Source organism: Kitasatospora sp. NPDC059648, from assembly GCF_042734825.1.
In the GTDB taxonomy this organism is placed as follows: domain Bacteria; phylum Actinomycetota; class Actinomycetes; order Streptomycetales; family Streptomycetaceae; genus Kitasatospora.
In genome coordinates this window covers 1-14,555 of sequence record NZ_JBHWDU010000041.1, presented here as the reverse complement: position 1 = coordinate 14,555, position 14,555 = coordinate 1, and the positions used below count along the sequence as shown (strand labels likewise).

12 protein-coding genes are annotated in these 14,555 nt (G+C 74.2%); 8 read left to right on the top strand and 4 right to left on the bottom strand.

The genetic code is table 11. The features are described 5' to 3' along the window. The first annotated feature begins 47 nt into the window (after positions 1-47). The 3 genes from ACFV1W_RS23290 to ACFV1W_RS23280 all read left to right on the top strand — a co-directional run bounded on the left by ACFV1W_RS23290 (position 48) and on the right by ACFV1W_RS23280 (position 2,948). Positions 48-1,271: a GDSL-type esterase/lipase family protein gene (locus ACFV1W_RS23290; RefSeq protein WP_380419142.1), complete on the top strand. Its 1,224-nt coding sequence runs from the start codon at positions 48-50 to the stop codon at positions 1,269-1,271. A 157-nt stretch (positions 1,272-1,428) separates the two neighbouring features. Beyond that, a complete protein-coding gene (locus ACFV1W_RS23285) occupies positions 1,429-2,169 on the top strand; it encodes an ATP-binding cassette domain-containing protein (RefSeq protein ID WP_380419141.1) in 741 nt (246 codons plus the stop codon). Then, the gene (locus ACFV1W_RS23280) at positions 2,166-2,948 is read left to right on the top strand and encodes an ABC transporter permease (RefSeq protein WP_380419140.1); all 783 of its coding nucleotides are present in this window, start codon (positions 2,166-2,168) and stop codon (positions 2,946-2,948) included. Before ACFV1W_RS23285 ends, ACFV1W_RS23280 begins: the two co-directional genes overlap by 4 nt. Positions 2,949-3,038: 90 nt before the next feature. On the opposite strand, the gene ACFV1W_RS23275 is transcribed toward ACFV1W_RS23280, so the two are convergent. Both ACFV1W_RS23275 and ACFV1W_RS23270 read right to left on the bottom strand, forming a co-directional pair. Further along, positions 3,039-3,884: a TauD/TfdA family dioxygenase gene (locus ACFV1W_RS23275; protein ID WP_380419139.1), complete on the bottom strand. Its 846-nt coding sequence runs from the start codon at positions 3,882-3,884 to the stop codon at positions 3,039-3,041. Positions 3,885-3,888: 4 nt separating this feature from the next. After that, a complete protein-coding gene (locus ACFV1W_RS23270) occupies positions 3,889-5,391 on the bottom strand; it encodes an IucA/IucC family protein (RefSeq protein WP_380419138.1) in 1,503 nt (500 codons plus the stop codon). A gap of 48 nt (positions 5,392-5,439) precedes the next feature. Here ACFV1W_RS23270 and ACFV1W_RS23265 point away from each other — a divergent pair, with 48 nt between their 5' ends. Then, positions 5,440-6,993 (top strand): IucA/IucC family protein, encoded by a 1,554-nt coding sequence (locus ACFV1W_RS23265; RefSeq protein WP_380419137.1) that lies wholly within the window; start codon positions 5,440-5,442, stop codon positions 6,991-6,993. 17 nt (positions 6,994-7,010) lie between these two features. Here ACFV1W_RS23265 and ACFV1W_RS23260 read toward each other — a convergent pair whose 3' ends face one another. Beyond that, on the bottom strand, positions 7,011-7,589 hold the full coding sequence (locus tag ACFV1W_RS23260) for a dienelactone hydrolase family protein (protein WP_380419136.1): 579 nt from the start codon (positions 7,587-7,589) through the stop codon (positions 7,011-7,013). A 247-nt stretch (positions 7,590-7,836) separates the two neighbouring features. On the opposite strand from ACFV1W_RS23260, the gene ACFV1W_RS23255 reads away from it, so the two are divergent. Together ACFV1W_RS23255 and ACFV1W_RS23250 are read left to right on the top strand one after the other, a co-directional pair. Further along, the gene (locus ACFV1W_RS23255) at positions 7,837-10,386 is read left to right on the top strand and encodes a collagenase (protein ID WP_380419135.1); all 2,550 of its coding nucleotides are present in this window, start codon (positions 7,837-7,839) and stop codon (positions 10,384-10,386) included. A 143-nt stretch (positions 10,387-10,529) separates the two neighbouring features. Beyond that, a complete protein-coding gene (locus tag ACFV1W_RS23250; RefSeq protein WP_380419134.1) occupies positions 10,530-11,144 on the top strand; it encodes a YbaK/EbsC family protein in 615 nt (204 codons plus the stop codon). A gap of 17 nt (positions 11,145-11,161) precedes the next feature. On the opposite strand, the gene ACFV1W_RS23245 is transcribed toward ACFV1W_RS23250, so the two are convergent. Next, positions 11,162-12,016, bottom strand: coding sequence for an erythropoiesis-stimulating protein (locus ACFV1W_RS23245; RefSeq protein ID WP_380419133.1), 855 nt, complete (start codon positions 12,014-12,016; stop codon positions 11,162-11,164). A 508-nt stretch (positions 12,017-12,524) separates the two neighbouring features. On the opposite strand from ACFV1W_RS23245, the gene ACFV1W_RS23240 reads away from it, so the two are divergent. Then, positions 12,525-14,060, top strand: coding sequence for a nitroreductase family protein (locus tag ACFV1W_RS23240; protein ID WP_380419132.1), 1,536 nt, complete (start codon positions 12,525-12,527; stop codon positions 14,058-14,060). 78 nt (positions 14,061-14,138) lie between these two features. Continuing rightward, positions 14,139-14,555: acyl-CoA dehydrogenase family protein (locus tag ACFV1W_RS23235; RefSeq protein WP_380419131.1), on the top strand; the 417-nt coding region annotated here is incomplete at its 3' end.

Genomic DNA, 14,555 nt, shown 5'->3' with positions numbered 1-14,555 from the left:
CGAGGAAGCCGCTGCACGTCGGGCCGCAGGACTGGGAAGCTTGGGGCATGCAGGATCAGGCACTGTTCACCACGCCCGTCGAGCCCCTGCTGCGCGGGGCGCTGGAAGTGGAGCACACCGAGCACGGTGTGCTGCCGCAGCGCTTGCCCGGCTGGGTGCGTCGGCAGTTCCCCGACGAGTTCCTGTCCATGACGGCGGCGCAGCCGTCCGGGGTGCGGTTGGCCTTCCGTACCCGGGCCCGCACCGTCGAGCTGGCGGTGCATCCCACCAGGACGATCTTCGTGGGCTTCCCGCCGCGCCCGCCGGGCCGGTACGAGCTGGTGGTCGACGGGCGGCCGGCCGGGTGGGCCGCGGCGAGCGGCGGCCACCTGCGGGTGGTCGATCTGGTGACCGGGGCCGACGATCTGCGGCTCGGGCCGCCCGGCACCGTCCGGTTCGCGGACCTGCCCCCCGGGGTCAAGGACGTCGAGCTCTGGCTGCCGTACCAGGAGGTCACCGAACTGATCGAGCTGCGCACGGACGCCCCGGTCGAGCCCGCGCCGCGACGCGGACGGCGGGTGTGGGTGCACCACGGCAGCTCGATCAGCCACGGCTCCGACGCCGACGGCCCGACCGGCATCTGGCCGGTGCTGGCCGCGACCGCGGGCGGAGTGGACCTGGTCAACCTCGGCTTCGGCGGCAACGCGCTGCTCGACCCCTTCCTGGCCCGGGTGATCCGGGACACCCCGGCGGACCTGATCAGCGTCAAGCTCGGCATCAACCTGGTCAACACCGATCTGATGCGGCGGCGGGCCTTCACCGCGGCGGTGCACGGCTTCCTCGACACCATCCGGGACGGGCACCCCGAGGTGCCGCTGCTGGTGGTCTCCTCCGTGTACTGCCCGATGCACGAGGACACGCCGGGCCCGTTGGTGACGGAGTTCGCCGACGGGCGGCCCCGGTTCCGGGTCTGCGGCGATCCGGCCGAGGTCGTCCTCGGGCGGCTGACCCTGGGGGTCATCCGCACCGAGCTGGCCCGGATCGTCGAGCGGCGCTCCGCCTCCGACCCCCACCTGCACTACCTGGACGGCCGCGAACTGTACGGTCCGGCCGATCACGCCGAGTTCCCGCTGCCCGACGAGCTGCACCCGGACCAGTCCGGTCACCGGCGGATCGGCGAGCGCTTCGCCGCCTCCGCCTTCGGCCCGGGCGGGCCGTTCGCCCTGCCCGGTGGCGGGGGCGGGGAGGGCCGGGCGCCGCGGCCGTGCGCGGACGGGGCGGGACCCGGGTGATGCCCGTCAGTGGTGGTCGGCGGTCAGTCGTCCGTACGAGTGGGCGCGAGGTGATCACCACGGCTGCCGGCGGCACGACTGGCACGATGGGGCGCATGGACCGATTCCTGGCCGGGTGGCCTGGCCCCGCCCGCCGCCCCACCGGCAACGGAGGCCCGTGAACGAGCCCTTCGCCATCGCCGTTCGCACCCGCACCCGCGGTCGGGGCAGCGCCGGGGTGCAGGCGCCCCCGTCGTTCCTCCTGGACGGGGTGACCGTGCGCCGCGCCGGGCGGCTGCTGCTGGACGGCCTCTCGACGTGGATTCCCGGCGCCGCCTGCACGGCGCTGGTCGGGCCGTCGGGAGCGGGCAAGTCGACGCTGCTGCGGTTGCTGAACCGGCTGGCGGAGCCGACGTCCGGGGAGGTCCGCTTCCGGGACACGCCGCTGCCGGAGTACGACGTGCTGGAACTGCGCCGCCGGGTGGGGCTGGTCGGTCAGCACCCGGTGCTGCTGACCGACCGTGTCGTGGACGACCTGCGGGTGGGCCGCCCGGACCTTCAGGAGGAACAGGCCGCCGTGCTGTTGGAGCGCGCCGGCCTGCCGGCCGGGATGCTGGCGCGGGCCACGGCCGGGCTGTCCGGTGGCGAGGCCCAACGGGTCTGCCTGGCGCGGGCGCTGGCCGTCGGTCCGGAGGTGCTGCTGCTCGACGAGCCGACGTCCGCCCTGGACGCGGAGAGCGCGCGGGCGGTGGAGCACACGATCAAGGACCTGGTCGCGGACGGACTCGCGGTGGTGCTGGTCAGCCACAACGTGCCGCAGGCGCGCCGGGTGGCCGACCACGTCCTGGTCCTGCGCGGTGGACGTCTCGTCGGCTCGGGGCCGGCGGACCGCGTCGACTACCTGCGGAAGGGGACGTGAACACGGCCGTACCGGGCTGGGCCGGGGTCACCGCCTCGATCGCCCTGGTGGTGCCGGCGATCGCGGTCGCCTGGCACCGGCGCCTGGACCTCGCCCGGGACATCGCCGTTGCCGCCGCACGCGCCGGAGTCCAGCTCGTCGCCGTGGGCGCGGTCCTGCTCCTCGTCTTCCGGCACACCGGCGTGGCCGGCGCCGCCGGCTGCCTCGCGCTGATGGTGATCACGGCCGGGCGCGTCTGCGCGGGCCGCTCCGCCGGGATGCCCCGCGCGCTGCCGATCGCCACCACCGCGGTCGCCGTCGGCTCCGCCGCGACCCTCGGCGTGCTGCTCGCCCTCGGGGTCGTCGCCCCCCAGGCCCGGGTGGTGATCCCGGTCGGTGGCATGGTGGTCTCCGGCGCGATGCAGGCCACCACCCTCCTCCTGGTGCGCCTTCGCGACGAGGCCCGCACCGCGCGCCCCGCCATCGAGGCCCGTCTCGCCCTGGGCCTGCCCGCCGTCGACGCCTTCGCGCCCCAGCTGCGCTCGACCCTGCGCACGGCGCTGATCCCCGCCGTCGACGCCACCAGGACCGTCGGCCTGATCAGCCTGCCCGGTGCGATGACCGGCCTGATCCTCGCCGGTGTCGACCCGCTCACCGCGATCCGCTACCAGATCGTCGTGATGTACATGATGCTCTCCGCTGCTGCCCTGGCCGCCCTCACCGCCGCCCACCTGGCCGAGCGGGCCCTGTTCGACGACGCCCACCGGCTACGGTCGCTCACCGCCGGGGCCCGACGATGACCGCCCGTTCGCGGGGCGGTGCCTCAGCGGAGTTCCGGAGCGCCCCACCGGCGTGCGCCGGGCCCTCGCGGGCGCGGCGCCGGCGCGCGCTCAGTCCGCCCACGCGCGGGTGAGGCAACGGGCGGCGGACGGGGCGGGTGGGTCGGTGAAGGCGGTGCGGCCGTGCAGGACGACGGTGTTGTCCAGCCAGAGGAGGTCGCCCGGGCGGAGGAGGAGGCGGAGGACGGTGCGGGGGTCGGCGAGGAGCCGGTCGACGGCGTCGAGGGCCGCGTGGTCGTCGGGGCTCAGGGGCGCGCCGGCCTCGTGGTGGGCGCGTTCGATCCCGCGCCTGTTGTAGTGGACGCGCAGCTCGTCGCCGTGGCGTCGGAAGACGGGGCGGACGCGGTCGAAGCCGGCGCCCCGCCCGAAGTGGAAGTCCCGGTGGAGCCGGGGAAGGGCCCAGGGAGCCTCGGCGAGCAGGCGGTTGTGCACGGTGTGGCCGCTGACGAGGAGGGTCTCGCCGCCGTGCGCCGCCGGTCGTACGGACAGCAGTCCGAGCAGTTTGGGCGGATGGGGGGCCGGCGTCCGGTCGGTGTGCGGGGTGAGGGCGAGAGCGGTCTTGCCCAGGCCGGCGTTGTCGGCGACGGTGATGAAGCCGCCGGGATCGGCCGGCCACGGCGTGCCCAGGGAGGCGGCGAGCCGGTGACACAATGCCGCGCACTCCTGGTCGGTGCGGCCGGCCACCGGGAGGCCCCGGATGACGACGAACCCTCGGCCGTGCCGCACGCGTCGGGCGACGCGCGCGGCCAGCTCCGCCAGGTCCGGCGGCGCAGGCTGCTCCGGCTGGCCGTCCAGTGCGCGTGAGCAGGCGGGCGGCAGGGGGATCAGCCAGTCGGACTCGCTGAGGGCGGGGCCGTTCCATGCCGTGGGTGCTTCGACGGGGACGGGCTGGGGCATCTGCTCACCTTTCCGCGGCGCCTCGGACGGGATTGGGTAGGTGCGCCCACCGGTCGCCCGCCGGTGAGAGCCGCATCAACGTCAGGGCCTTGACGGGCAGTTCCTCCGTTCGCAGCGCCTGCAGGTCCGCCGTCGGGGAGAGGTCGCGGGTGGCGGCTTCGAGGAGGGCGCCCAGCTCCGCGGTGCTCCCGGCGAGGGGGCCCAGCGCGCCCGTGACCAGGCACCCGAGGACCTTGCGGCGGAGGGCGGTGGGGTCGTCTTCGAGCAGCCGGCCGGTCATCGGCGGCGCCGGGAGGCCGTGCCGGGCCAGCCGGGCCGGGCTGATGCGGATGTCGGCGAGGTCCCGGTAGACGAGCCGGCGGGGCCGTCCCTCCCGGTCGACCACCACGAGGAGGTTCTGCCCGTGCGCTTCCAGGGCCACGCCCAGGTCGAGCAGCTCCAGGCAGACGCCGAGGGCCAGCCGCGCGAACTCGGTGGTGCGCGCCGACCGCCGGTGCGGGTCGTGGGAGGCGAAGTGCCCGGACAACTCGGCCACGGGCACCACCTGTTCGCCCGTCCCGGCATGGACGTACGGTGATTCGCGCAGGACGACCGCCAGGTCCGGCGTGCCGGCCCCGGCCGCCGCCAGCGTCCGGGTGATGTGCAGCCGGCCGCCCAGGCGGTCCGCGACCCGGGCTGCCAGCTCGGACGTGGCCCGCGCGTGGGCCACCGAATAGGCCGAGATGTCCCGCACCTGGGACGTGAGCCGGGCGCTCAACGCCGTCTTCACGTGGACCTGGCGGTCGAGGGCGAGCGTGCGCAGGGACAGCAGCGGATGGGCGGGCGGACCGGGCAGCACAAGTCGGCCGCGGAGGACGTGCTCGGCCTGCCAGGGATGCACCGGGAGCAGTACGGTCTCCCCGTCCCGCCACTGCGAGGGCCACGAGCCCCGCACGGTCGCACCCGTCACCGGCGTGAGCCGCAGCCCGACCACCGGCCGGTGTTCGGGCGCGTAGGCCAGCTGCTCGGCGGCCGAGAAGCCGGGCCGGGAACGGCAGGTGGGGTGGTACGGGTGGCCGTCGGGGGACCGCTGCTCCCACTCCCAGGGCTCCGACGGCGGCCCGGCCGGGGGAGGAGCCGTCCGGGAGAGCGCCAAGGAGGCGGTGCTGTGGTCGAGTTCGGCGGCGAACGGCTCGCCGCCGGGCACCTTCAGGGCGGCCATCAGCGATGCCGGATGGTCGTACGGGACGCCGTCCAGCTCCACGGCGGCGACCGCCGTTCCCGTCGCCCACGGGTCGGACGGCGGGCCGTGCAGCAGTCGCCCGTCGGTGAGCCGGACCGAGAGCCCGTCACCGCCGCGGGCGCGGTCGGCGATCCAGGGCAGCGGTTCGTGGACCAGTCCGCGCCACAGCCGGGCCAGCACCGCCGCCCGGGCGCCGGGCAGGGCGGCGAGGTAGGCGGCCGTCAAGTCCGGTCGGAAGCCGGCCAGTTCCTCGGCCAGCTCGCGTTCGGCGGGGGTGTCGCACACCCCGATGTTCTACCGCGGGCGAACACCCGCCACACATACTGCTCCTCGATGAATACTTTCGCCCGAGAAGCCGATGCACTGGCCATGGCGCCCCTGCTCAACTGCCTGCTGAGGGAAGCGGCCCTGCCGACCGGAGAAGCGGCCCTGCCGACCGGGGACGCGGCCGCCGGTCGCGCGGTCCACCGTCTGCGCGCCACCGGTCGGCTGCTGCGGGTGCGCACCGGCCACCCCTGCGGTGCACCCGAGTTGTGGACCGGCACCGCCTGGCAGCCCGTGCGTCACAGCGGCCTCATCGGCCTCGCCGCCCAGGAGATGCGGGCCGTCACCGGGCGCCCCAACGCCGCTCTGGCCGCCGAGATGGCCGCCGGCCGTGAGATCGTCGAGGCCATCCTCGCCGCCCGCTCCCGGGCCGTCCCGCCCGACAACGTGTGGCTGCGCTCCGAACAGGCCCTGGTCATGGGCCACCCGTACCACCCGGCGCCCAAGGCCCGCACCGGCGGCGGGCCGCCCGGTTCCTGGCTGCGCTACGCGCCGGAGACGCACGGCCGCTTCCCCCTCGTGCTGCTGGGCGTGCGCGAGGACACGGTGGTGGACGACGGCGACACGCGCGCCCTCGACACCCTGGGCCGGGCGCCCGACGGCCTCCGGCTGCTGCCCGTCCATCCCTGGCAGCTGGACCTCACCCGCCACCGGCCGGCGGTCCGCGCCGCCTTCGCCGAGGGCCGCCTCGTCCACCTGGGCCACACGTCCTGGGACGCCCGCGCCACCGCCTCGGTGCGCACGGTCCACGTCCCCGGCGGGGACGAGCGGCCCGGGGCGTCCGGGGACCTGTTCCTGAAGTTCAGCCTGGAGGTGCAGATCACCAACGACGTCCGGCGGATCCGCCGGCACGAGCTGCGCCACGCGCTCCGCACCGACCCGCTGGTCAGCGCGGCCTTCGGGGCGATGGACGGCCCCGCGGCATGGCTGAGCGAACGCGGGTACCGCACGGTCCGCGGCCTGGAGGAGACCTTCCCCGTCCTGGTCCGCGACGGCCTGGACGACCACCTGCTCCCGGGTGCCACGGCGCTGCTGACCGCGGCGCTCACCGAGGGCTTCGACGGCGACCCGCTCGACCGCCTCACCGAACCGCTGCCCTGGTGGTCGGCCTACCTGGACTGCGTGGTCCCGCCCGTGCTGGAGGCGTACGCCCGCCACGGCATCGCCGTCGAGTGCCACCTCCAGAACACGCTGATCGCCGTCGGCCCGGAGGGCCTGCCCGTCCAGGCCCTCTTCCGCGACGCGGAAGGCGCCAGGGCGATCCCGCCGACGCCCCGGGGGGCGGCCTGGCAACGGCTGGTCTACTGCCTGGTCGTCAACAACCTGACGGGGATCGCCGGCGCGCTCACCCGGCGCTTCCCCGACGCGGCCCCGGCCCTGTGGACCCTGGCGCGGCAGGCGGTCCAGCGGTGCGACAAGGAGTTCGGCCTGCCCGCGGCCGAGACGCTGCTCGCCGCGGAAACCGTCCCGTGCAAGGCCAACCTGCTGTCCCGTTGGATCGGCGCGGACGCCACCGAACCGCGCTACGTCCCCGTCCCCAACCCGCTGGCCGTCCGCCCCTGAGCGATCCCTGCCCGGGGTCACCCGACGCGGTCGAGGAAGTCGAGCACCCGTCGGGTGACCAGGGCCGCCGCGCGCTCGTCGTACGACGGCAGGCTGCTGTCGGTGAACAGGTGCCGATCACCGGGGTAGAGGAACAGCTCGGCATCCGCCGCCGTCCGGACGAGCGCGCGGGCCGCGTCCACATCGCCCTCCCCGGCGAAGAACGGGTCCGCGTCCATGCCGTGGACCTGGACGGGTACGCCCCGGGGCCAGGCGCCGCCGAACTCCGTGGCCGGGAGACAGGCCTCCAGCAGCAGCGCGCCCCTGGCGCCGGGGCGGGTCTGGGCCAGCTTCTGCGCCGGCAGCACGCCGAGCGAGATCCCGAGGTGGACCAGCCCCGCGGGCAGCCCCTCGGCGGCGGCCGTCCCGCGCTCGACGAGCGTGCCGAACCCGACGCCCTCCGCGTAGCCGATGCCCTCGTCGAGCCCGCCGAACACCCGCCCCTCGAACAGGTCCGGGACGTGGACGCGGTGCCCGGCCCGTCGCAGCCCCTCGGCGAACTCGCGCACCCCGGCGGTCAATCCGTGCCCGTGGTGGAAGACCAGCACCTCAGCCATGTCGTTCTCCTCGTGCCGCGGTGCCCGTGCGGCGCCGCGGCACGAGTATGGCGCGCGCCACTGACACCGGCGGACATCCGGCGCGGGGGCGGGGCCGCCGTCGCTCCGCATCCGAAGGGCCGACTGCAATTTCAAAGTGATATGTCACACCCTATTGATTGCGTCCGGTCACCCGTGACACCGTGCCAGGCGGGCCTTCACGGCAAGCGCGTGTGGCTCACCCCCACCCCCACAGCAAGGAGTGACGATGCGTCACCGACTTCGGCTACCCCGAGCACTGGCCGTGCTCGCCGCCGCAAGTACCGCCATCACCGGCTTCGCCGCCGCGCCGAGCTTCGCCGCCCCCACGGCGCAGGCCGGTCAGCGGACGAGCCAGGCCCCCCACCCCGGGCACCCGGGAGGCATAGCCCCGACCGGCACCGCCTTCGGTCTCGACACCCACGCGCAGACACAGGCGGGCCGGCTCGCACCCGCGCAACTCCCGCCGCTCTCCCCGCAGTCGGCGGCGCCGCAGGCCCCGAAGCCCAAGCTCGCCAAGGCCCCGGCGCAGGCCGGATCCGGCGGGACCACCGCCGGGACGGCCGACGGCTCGTGCACCCCGGCCGACTTCAGCGGCCGCACCGGCGCGGGCCTGGTCGGCTACGTCCAGGGCTCGACCGTCGACTGCATCAGCTCGCTGTTCCGCATCACCGGCGGCGACGCCAACGGGGTGTTCAGGCAGAGCCAGATGCTCGCGGTGGCCGACGGCCTGCGCACCGCCGCCGCCTCGTACACCGGCGACAACTCGAACGGCATCTACCAGCTGGTCTACTTCCTCCAGGCCGGCTACTACGTGCAGTACTACCACCCGGGCGACGTGGGCACGTACGACGCGACCCTGACCAAGGCCGTCCAGGCCGCGCTCGACACCCTGGTGGCCGGCCCGCACTTCCTGGACGTCAACGACGGCAACGGCCAGGTCGAGGGCCAGGCGATGATCCTCACCGACAGCGCCAACCTCCAGGCCCACTACCTGAAGACGTACCAGCAGGTGCTGAGCGCGTACAACAGCTCCTGGGACTCGTCCTGGTACATGGTGAACTTCGCGAACAGCGTGTACACCCCGATCTTCCGCGGCCACCAGAACGCCGACTACGTCGCGGCCGTGACCGCCGACCCGAGCCTGATCAACACCCTCGACAGATTCGCGCTGGACCACAAGGGCATGCTCGGCGGCAACAACTCCTTCCTGGACTCCAACGCCGGTCTGGAGACGGCCCGGTTCATCGAGCACCCGGCGCTGGTGAACACCGTCCGGCCGCTGATCAAGGGCCTGATGGACGTCTCGTCGATCACCGGTCCCAGCGCGCCGCTCTGGGTCGGCGTCGCCGGCATGGCCGCCTTCTACGACAAGGCGAACTGCTCGTACTACGGCGTCTGCGACCTGCCGGGGCAGCTCAAGGCCGCCGCCCTGCCGGTCAGCCACACCTGCGACTCCAGCCACACCATCCTGGCGCAGAGCCTCACCGCCGCCGACCTGTCCGCCGTCTGCGCCAGCCTGCAGAACCAGGACCCGTTCTTCCACAAGCTGGTCAAGGACGGCGGCCCGATCGCCGGCCAGTACGAGAACTCGCTGCAGATGGTGGTCTTCGCCTCCCCGCGGGACTACCAGACCTACGCGGGCGGCATCTACGGCGTCAGCACCAACAACGGCGGTATCACGCTGATCGGCGACCCGACCTCCCCCACCAACCAGCCGATCTCGCTGACCTACCAGAACGGCGACGACGGCTTCACCGCGGGCGTCTGGAACCTCAACCACGAGTACACCCACGCCCTCGACGGCCGCCTCGACATGAAGGGTGACTTCAACCAGCAGATCTCCGTGCCCGACGTCTGGTGGATCGAGGGCGTCGCCGAGTACGTGTCCTACAGCTACCGGAACGTCACCGACACCGGTGCGATGGCCGAGGCGCCCAAGCACACCTACGCGCTCAGCACGCTGTTCCAGAACACCTACGACAACAGCGACACCACCCGCACCTACCCGTGGGGCTACCTGGCGGTGCGCTTCATGGCCGAGAAGCACCCGGACGTCATCCAGAACATGCTGGGCCACTTCCGGACCGGCGACTACACCGGCGGCTACGCGGTCTACAACTCCATCGGCACCGCGTACGACGCCGAGTTCAACACCTGGCTGGACGCCTGCGCCGCCGGCGCCTGCGAGGTGGGCGGCGCACCGACCGCCGCCTTCAGCGCCGTCCCGTCCGGTCTGAACGTCCAGTTCACCGACCGGTCGACCGAGTCCGGCGGCGGCGGCATCGCCTCCTGGGCCTGGAACTTCGGTGACGGCGCCACCTCCACCGACCGGAGCCCCGCGCACAGCTACGGCAAGGCGGGCAGCTACACCGTCAGCCTCACGGTGACCGACGGCAACGGGAAGACCAACAGCATCACCCAGTCCGTCACGGTCAGCGACCTGGTCGGCTGCACCGCCGCCGACACCCGGGTGCTGGACAAGAACTGCTCCCGCACCAACCAGTCCGCGACCGCCGGGAACCTGGACTACTACTACATCTACCTGCCGGCCGGCGCCACCACCCTGAAGGTACACAGCTCCGGCGGCACGGGCACCGCGTACCTGCTCTACAACCCCGACGGCTGGGCCACGCCGAACGCCTACACCAACGGCTCGACCACCTACGGCACCACCGACCAGAGCCTGACCGTCACCAACACCACGGCGGGCTACCGCTACATCAGCCTCTACGCCCAGACCGACTTCAGCGGCGTGACCATCACCACCCAGTACTGACCCCGGCCCCCGCGCGGCGGCCCCGAGCGCAGCCCGCCCGGCCCCCGCCCGTCGTCACGCGCCCGTGGCCGTCCCAGTGAACTCCGGTCCGCGGCGCGCGGGTTGATTGGCTGCGGACGGCGGGCGTTCGCTAGGGTGCTTGCATGAGCGACCAAGTGACGCCTCCCTTCGGGAAGTTCCCGACCGTCCGCCCGGCACTCGACGTGCGGGAGGAGCTGCCCCCGCCGGTGGCCGAGGCCCTCGCGGGCTGGGACGCGCCGGAGGCGGCCGGGGCGGTGCTGTACGTGGACACCGATCCGGAGAAGGCGGACACCGCGGTGTTCTGCGAGACCTACGACGCGCCGCTGGAGTACTCGGCGAACTGCGTGGTGGTGGCCGCCAAGCGGGGCGGGGAGGTCACGATGGCCGCGTGCGTCGTCCTGGCCACGACCCGGCTGGACGTGAACCAGGCGGTCCGCAAGCACCTCGGGGCGCGCAAGGCCTCGTTCGCCCCGATGGACGCGGCGGTCGAGGCGACCGGGATGGAGTACGGGGGCATCACGCCGGTGGGTCTCCCGGGCGGGTGGCCGCTGCTGGTGGACGAGGCCGTGGCGGCGGCGCCGCACGTCCTGGTCGGCAGCGGGCGCCGTCGCGGGAAGCTGATCCTCCCGGGGCGGGCGCTGGCCGCGCTGCCGGGTGCCGAGGTCGTCCCGGGCCTGGCGGTCGCCGTCGAACCCGCTGCGGAGCCTGACACGGAGCCCACCGCCGTCGAGGCCTGAGCGGCGCGCGGGGTGGGTCAGGAGCAGCCCTCCCGGGAGCGCGGCGGGACGAGCCAGCCGCGGGCCTGGGCGGCCATGCCCGCGCTGAACCGGCCGGTGGCGTCGAGCTGTTCGAAGAGCTCGCGGACGATGCGCCGCATCGTCCGCGAGGAGACGCCGATCTCGCGGGCGATCGCCTCGTCCTTGTACCCGAGCTGCATCAGCCGCAGGACCTGGTACTGGCGCGCGGTGGGCCCCTGGCGGGGCGGCGGAGCGATCTCGGCCGGGCGGGCCTCCTGCCAGCAGAACTCGAAGGTCTGCACGAAGAGGCTGACCAGGTCGGGGTTGCGGACCACCACCAGGGCGGGTTCGGCGCCGTCGCCGCTGTCCGGCGGCGGGACGAAGGCCAGGCTGGCGTCCAGCACGATCAGCCGGTAGGGGAGGGTCGCGGAGATGCGGATCTGGCCCCCGGCCTTGCGCAGCGCCTTCAGGTGGGCCCGGCCGCGCGGGACCCGGAGCATGGACTCGCTGTGGATGGTCCGGATGGACACGCCCCGGCCCAGCACCTCCTCGTCGCGGCGCCGTCCGGCGACCAGGTGCGGCGCCGCGGGCGGTGCGCCGGGGTTCATGCTGAGGACCTGGCCCCGCACGGTCGTGGTGGCGTCCTCCAGGAGTTGACGCACCGCCGCCTCGCCGCGGAAGACCTCCACCCCGTGGCCGCCCAGGCGGTCCAGGTGGGCGGGGATCGCCGAGGTGTGGACCTCGGCCAGCTGGCGGTCCAACGCCTCCACCCTGCAGGCGAGTTCACCGATCGCCTGACGGGCCGAGTCGAGGATCCGGCCCATCTGGGCCTCGGGTAACGACGGCTGGCGCCGGTCGGACTGAACCTGCATGTGCACCCCCCAGCTCTGCTCGACACACCCCGCGGCGGCCCCGGCCGGTGCGCGCCCCCTCGGGGTGCGCACCGTCAGTTGCGCCGCGTGCACGAATGGCAACCATGCTCCTTCACGGCCCGTACCTGGAACAACCCCGCATCTCAGTTGCCGGACGTGTTCGGACTATGGCCTGCGTCACACCGCGGGGCCGGTCCCGACGCGTGCGCCGATGGCCGGTCGGGGCCATGGCCGGACTGAGCCATCGGCGTTCGCTGGACAGCCTCGGCGGTCGGCTGGTTGGTTTGCAAATGGCCGCTGAGTGATCGGTACCGTCCCGCGGTGAGAGACGGACCGTGGCGTTCAGCGACGGGTAGGGGGTTGTTCCACGGCTGTCTCTCCGATGCACCGAGCCGCGGTCCGGCAGGTCAGCGCCGGCCGGGGGCCCGGCCCGGAGTGCCGACCCGAGCTGGGGCCGATCCCGTTGTGCGAGGCGCCGCACCACCGATCCGAGAACGCGAGAGGACCTATGGGCGTCGAAGAGTTGACCAATCCGCTGCTGGCCGGGTTCTGGAACGAGACGCGCCTGCGATCGAGTCTGGAGACGATCTCCCCGGCCGCCGACCACACGGATCCAGGGGCGAGCGTCCAGTGGACGCGGATCGCCGAGGCCCTCGGACTGGGCCACGGCGAGCGCTCGGGGGCGGTGATCACCAAGGGCAGGACCCTGATGCGGGCCCGGACCACGCCGTCCGCCGGGGCACTCTACCCCTTCGAGGTACTGGTGGCCTTCCAGGACGGCCACCAGTACGCGCTCTACCACTACGACGCGGCCGGCTGCAGCCTGCGCCGGCTGGCCGCCGTCGGCCGCCACGAGGTGGCCGACATCCTGACCGCCGCACCACCGCCCGACCCGTCGGCGGCGGGCGCGGACGAGACCTCCCGACTGCCCGCCGCGGTGGTGGCGGTGGTGGCCCGGCCCTGGCACGCGATGCGCAAGTACGGCCGGCGCGGCTACCTCTACACCCACCTGGACAGCGCCCACGCCGCCACCAACATCGCGCTGGCCGCCGCCGACGCGGGCTTCGGCCCCACCGTCCGGCTGCGCTTCGACCGCCGGGCCCTCTCCCGGCTGTTCGGCCTGGAGAACCTGTGCCGGGAGCCCCAGGCCCTGGTCACCCTGACCGCCCCCGCCGAGGGCCGCCCGGGCGCGTCCGGCGGCCGGACGCCCAACCCCTTCGCCGTACCGATCTGGTGGCACGACGGCGGACGCGGCCTGGAACAGCCCGACGGCCCCGAACGCGAGGCCTGGGACCTGGTCAGCCCGATCAGCACCTACCACCAACCCCGGGGCCTGCCCCTGCGGTTCGGCACCACCGCCTCCATCCGACCGGCCGGCACCCGCACCGGCGCCGCGGTCGCGCTGGCCGGCCCGGACGACACGGCCGCCCTCGACGACTTCGGCCGGACCGTGCTCAGCCGGCAGTCCGCCAAGGGCTTCCTGGCGAAGCCGGTCGAGGCCGACGCGCTCGGACGGGCGCTGGCCGCCGTCCGCGGCGGCATCGCCGTCGACTGCGCGGACGGCCCGCTGGCCGGCCTGCGGCTGCTGGTCCGCAACGTCGACGGCCTCGCCCCGGGCGCCTACGAGTACGACCCGGCCGGCCACCGGCTGCTGCCGGCCGGCGGCGACGGCGGCTCGGAGGAGGCGGTGGTCGCGGCCTGCATGAACCAGGGCGTCGCGGCCGGCTGCGCCGCACTGGTGGCGCTGCACGCGCCGGTGCGCCAACTCCTCGGCGAGCGCGGCCAGCAGGGGCTGGCCGAACTCCACTTCCACGCCGCGAGCGCCGCCCAGCGCCTGTGCCTCGGGGCGGCCGCGCAGCGCGTCGGCATCACCTGCCTCGGCGGGTTCGACGCCGGTCGGATCGCCGGACTGGCGCGGCTGGCGGACGAGGAGGAGGTCATCTACGTGGTCGCGGTCGGCATCGCCGACGAGAACGCCGTCAAGTGGGACCGGGCGCCGATCGCCTACAGCCACGGACGGGACCCGCGGCAGCCGACCGGCTGACCGCGGTACGGACGAGACCCGCAGCCGAACCCGACCTCGAAGCCGAGGCTCGACCAGAGAGAGCAGTGTGTGGTTTCCATGCTGAACAATGGCATCCTGTCCGAGCAGCTGACGGACGGTCACCGCGACTTGCGGGCCCGGGCGGCGGACCACTTCACCCCCCAGTGGCTCGACAAGTGGCGCGCCTCGCCCGACGGGCACCTGCGCCGGGAGACCTGGCAGGACCTCGCGGCGAACGGCTTCATGGGCGTGTCGCTGCCGCGTGAACTCGGCGGCCAGGGCCTGGGCCTGCTCGGCGCGCTGGTCCTGGGGGAGGCGCTGGTCGGCGCCCGGGACGGCGGCATCGCCCTCGCGATGCACGTGCAGAACGAGATCGCCTGCGAGTGGCTGGTGTCGGCCCGGGACGAGGCGCTGCGCGACCGGTACCTCCCGGGCCTGCTCTCCGGGGAGCTCGTGGCCTGTCAGTGCGACACCGACCCGTCCCCCGAGGAGCCC

Excerpts from the sequence above, each read along its gene's own strand:
- ACFV1W_RS23290 (WP_380419142.1), top strand. The coding sequence starts at position 48 with ATGCAGGATCAGGCACTGTTCACCACGCCCGTCGAGCCCCTGCTGCGC.
- ACFV1W_RS23275 (WP_380419139.1), bottom strand. The coding sequence starts at position 3,884 with ATGCCCCAGCCCGTCCCCGTCGAAGCACCCACGGCATGGAACGGCCCC.
- ACFV1W_RS23265 (WP_380419137.1), top strand. The coding sequence starts at position 5,440 with ATGAATACTTTCGCCCGAGAAGCCGATGCACTGGCCATGGCGCCCCTG.
- ACFV1W_RS23260 (WP_380419136.1), bottom strand. The coding sequence starts at position 7,589 with ATGGCTGAGGTGCTGGTCTTCCACCACGGGCACGGATTGACCGCCGGG.
- ACFV1W_RS23255 (WP_380419135.1), top strand. The coding sequence starts at position 7,837 with ATGCGTCACCGACTTCGGCTACCCCGAGCACTGGCCGTGCTCGCCGCC.
- ACFV1W_RS23250 (WP_380419134.1), top strand. The coding sequence starts at position 10,530 with ATGAGCGACCAAGTGACGCCTCCCTTCGGGAAGTTCCCGACCGTCCGC.
- ACFV1W_RS23245 (WP_380419133.1), bottom strand. The coding sequence starts at position 12,016 with ATGCAGGTTCAGTCCGACCGGCGCCAGCCGTCGTTACCCGAGGCCCAG.
- ACFV1W_RS23240 (WP_380419132.1), top strand. The coding sequence starts at position 12,525 with ATGGGCGTCGAAGAGTTGACCAATCCGCTGCTGGCCGGGTTCTGGAAC.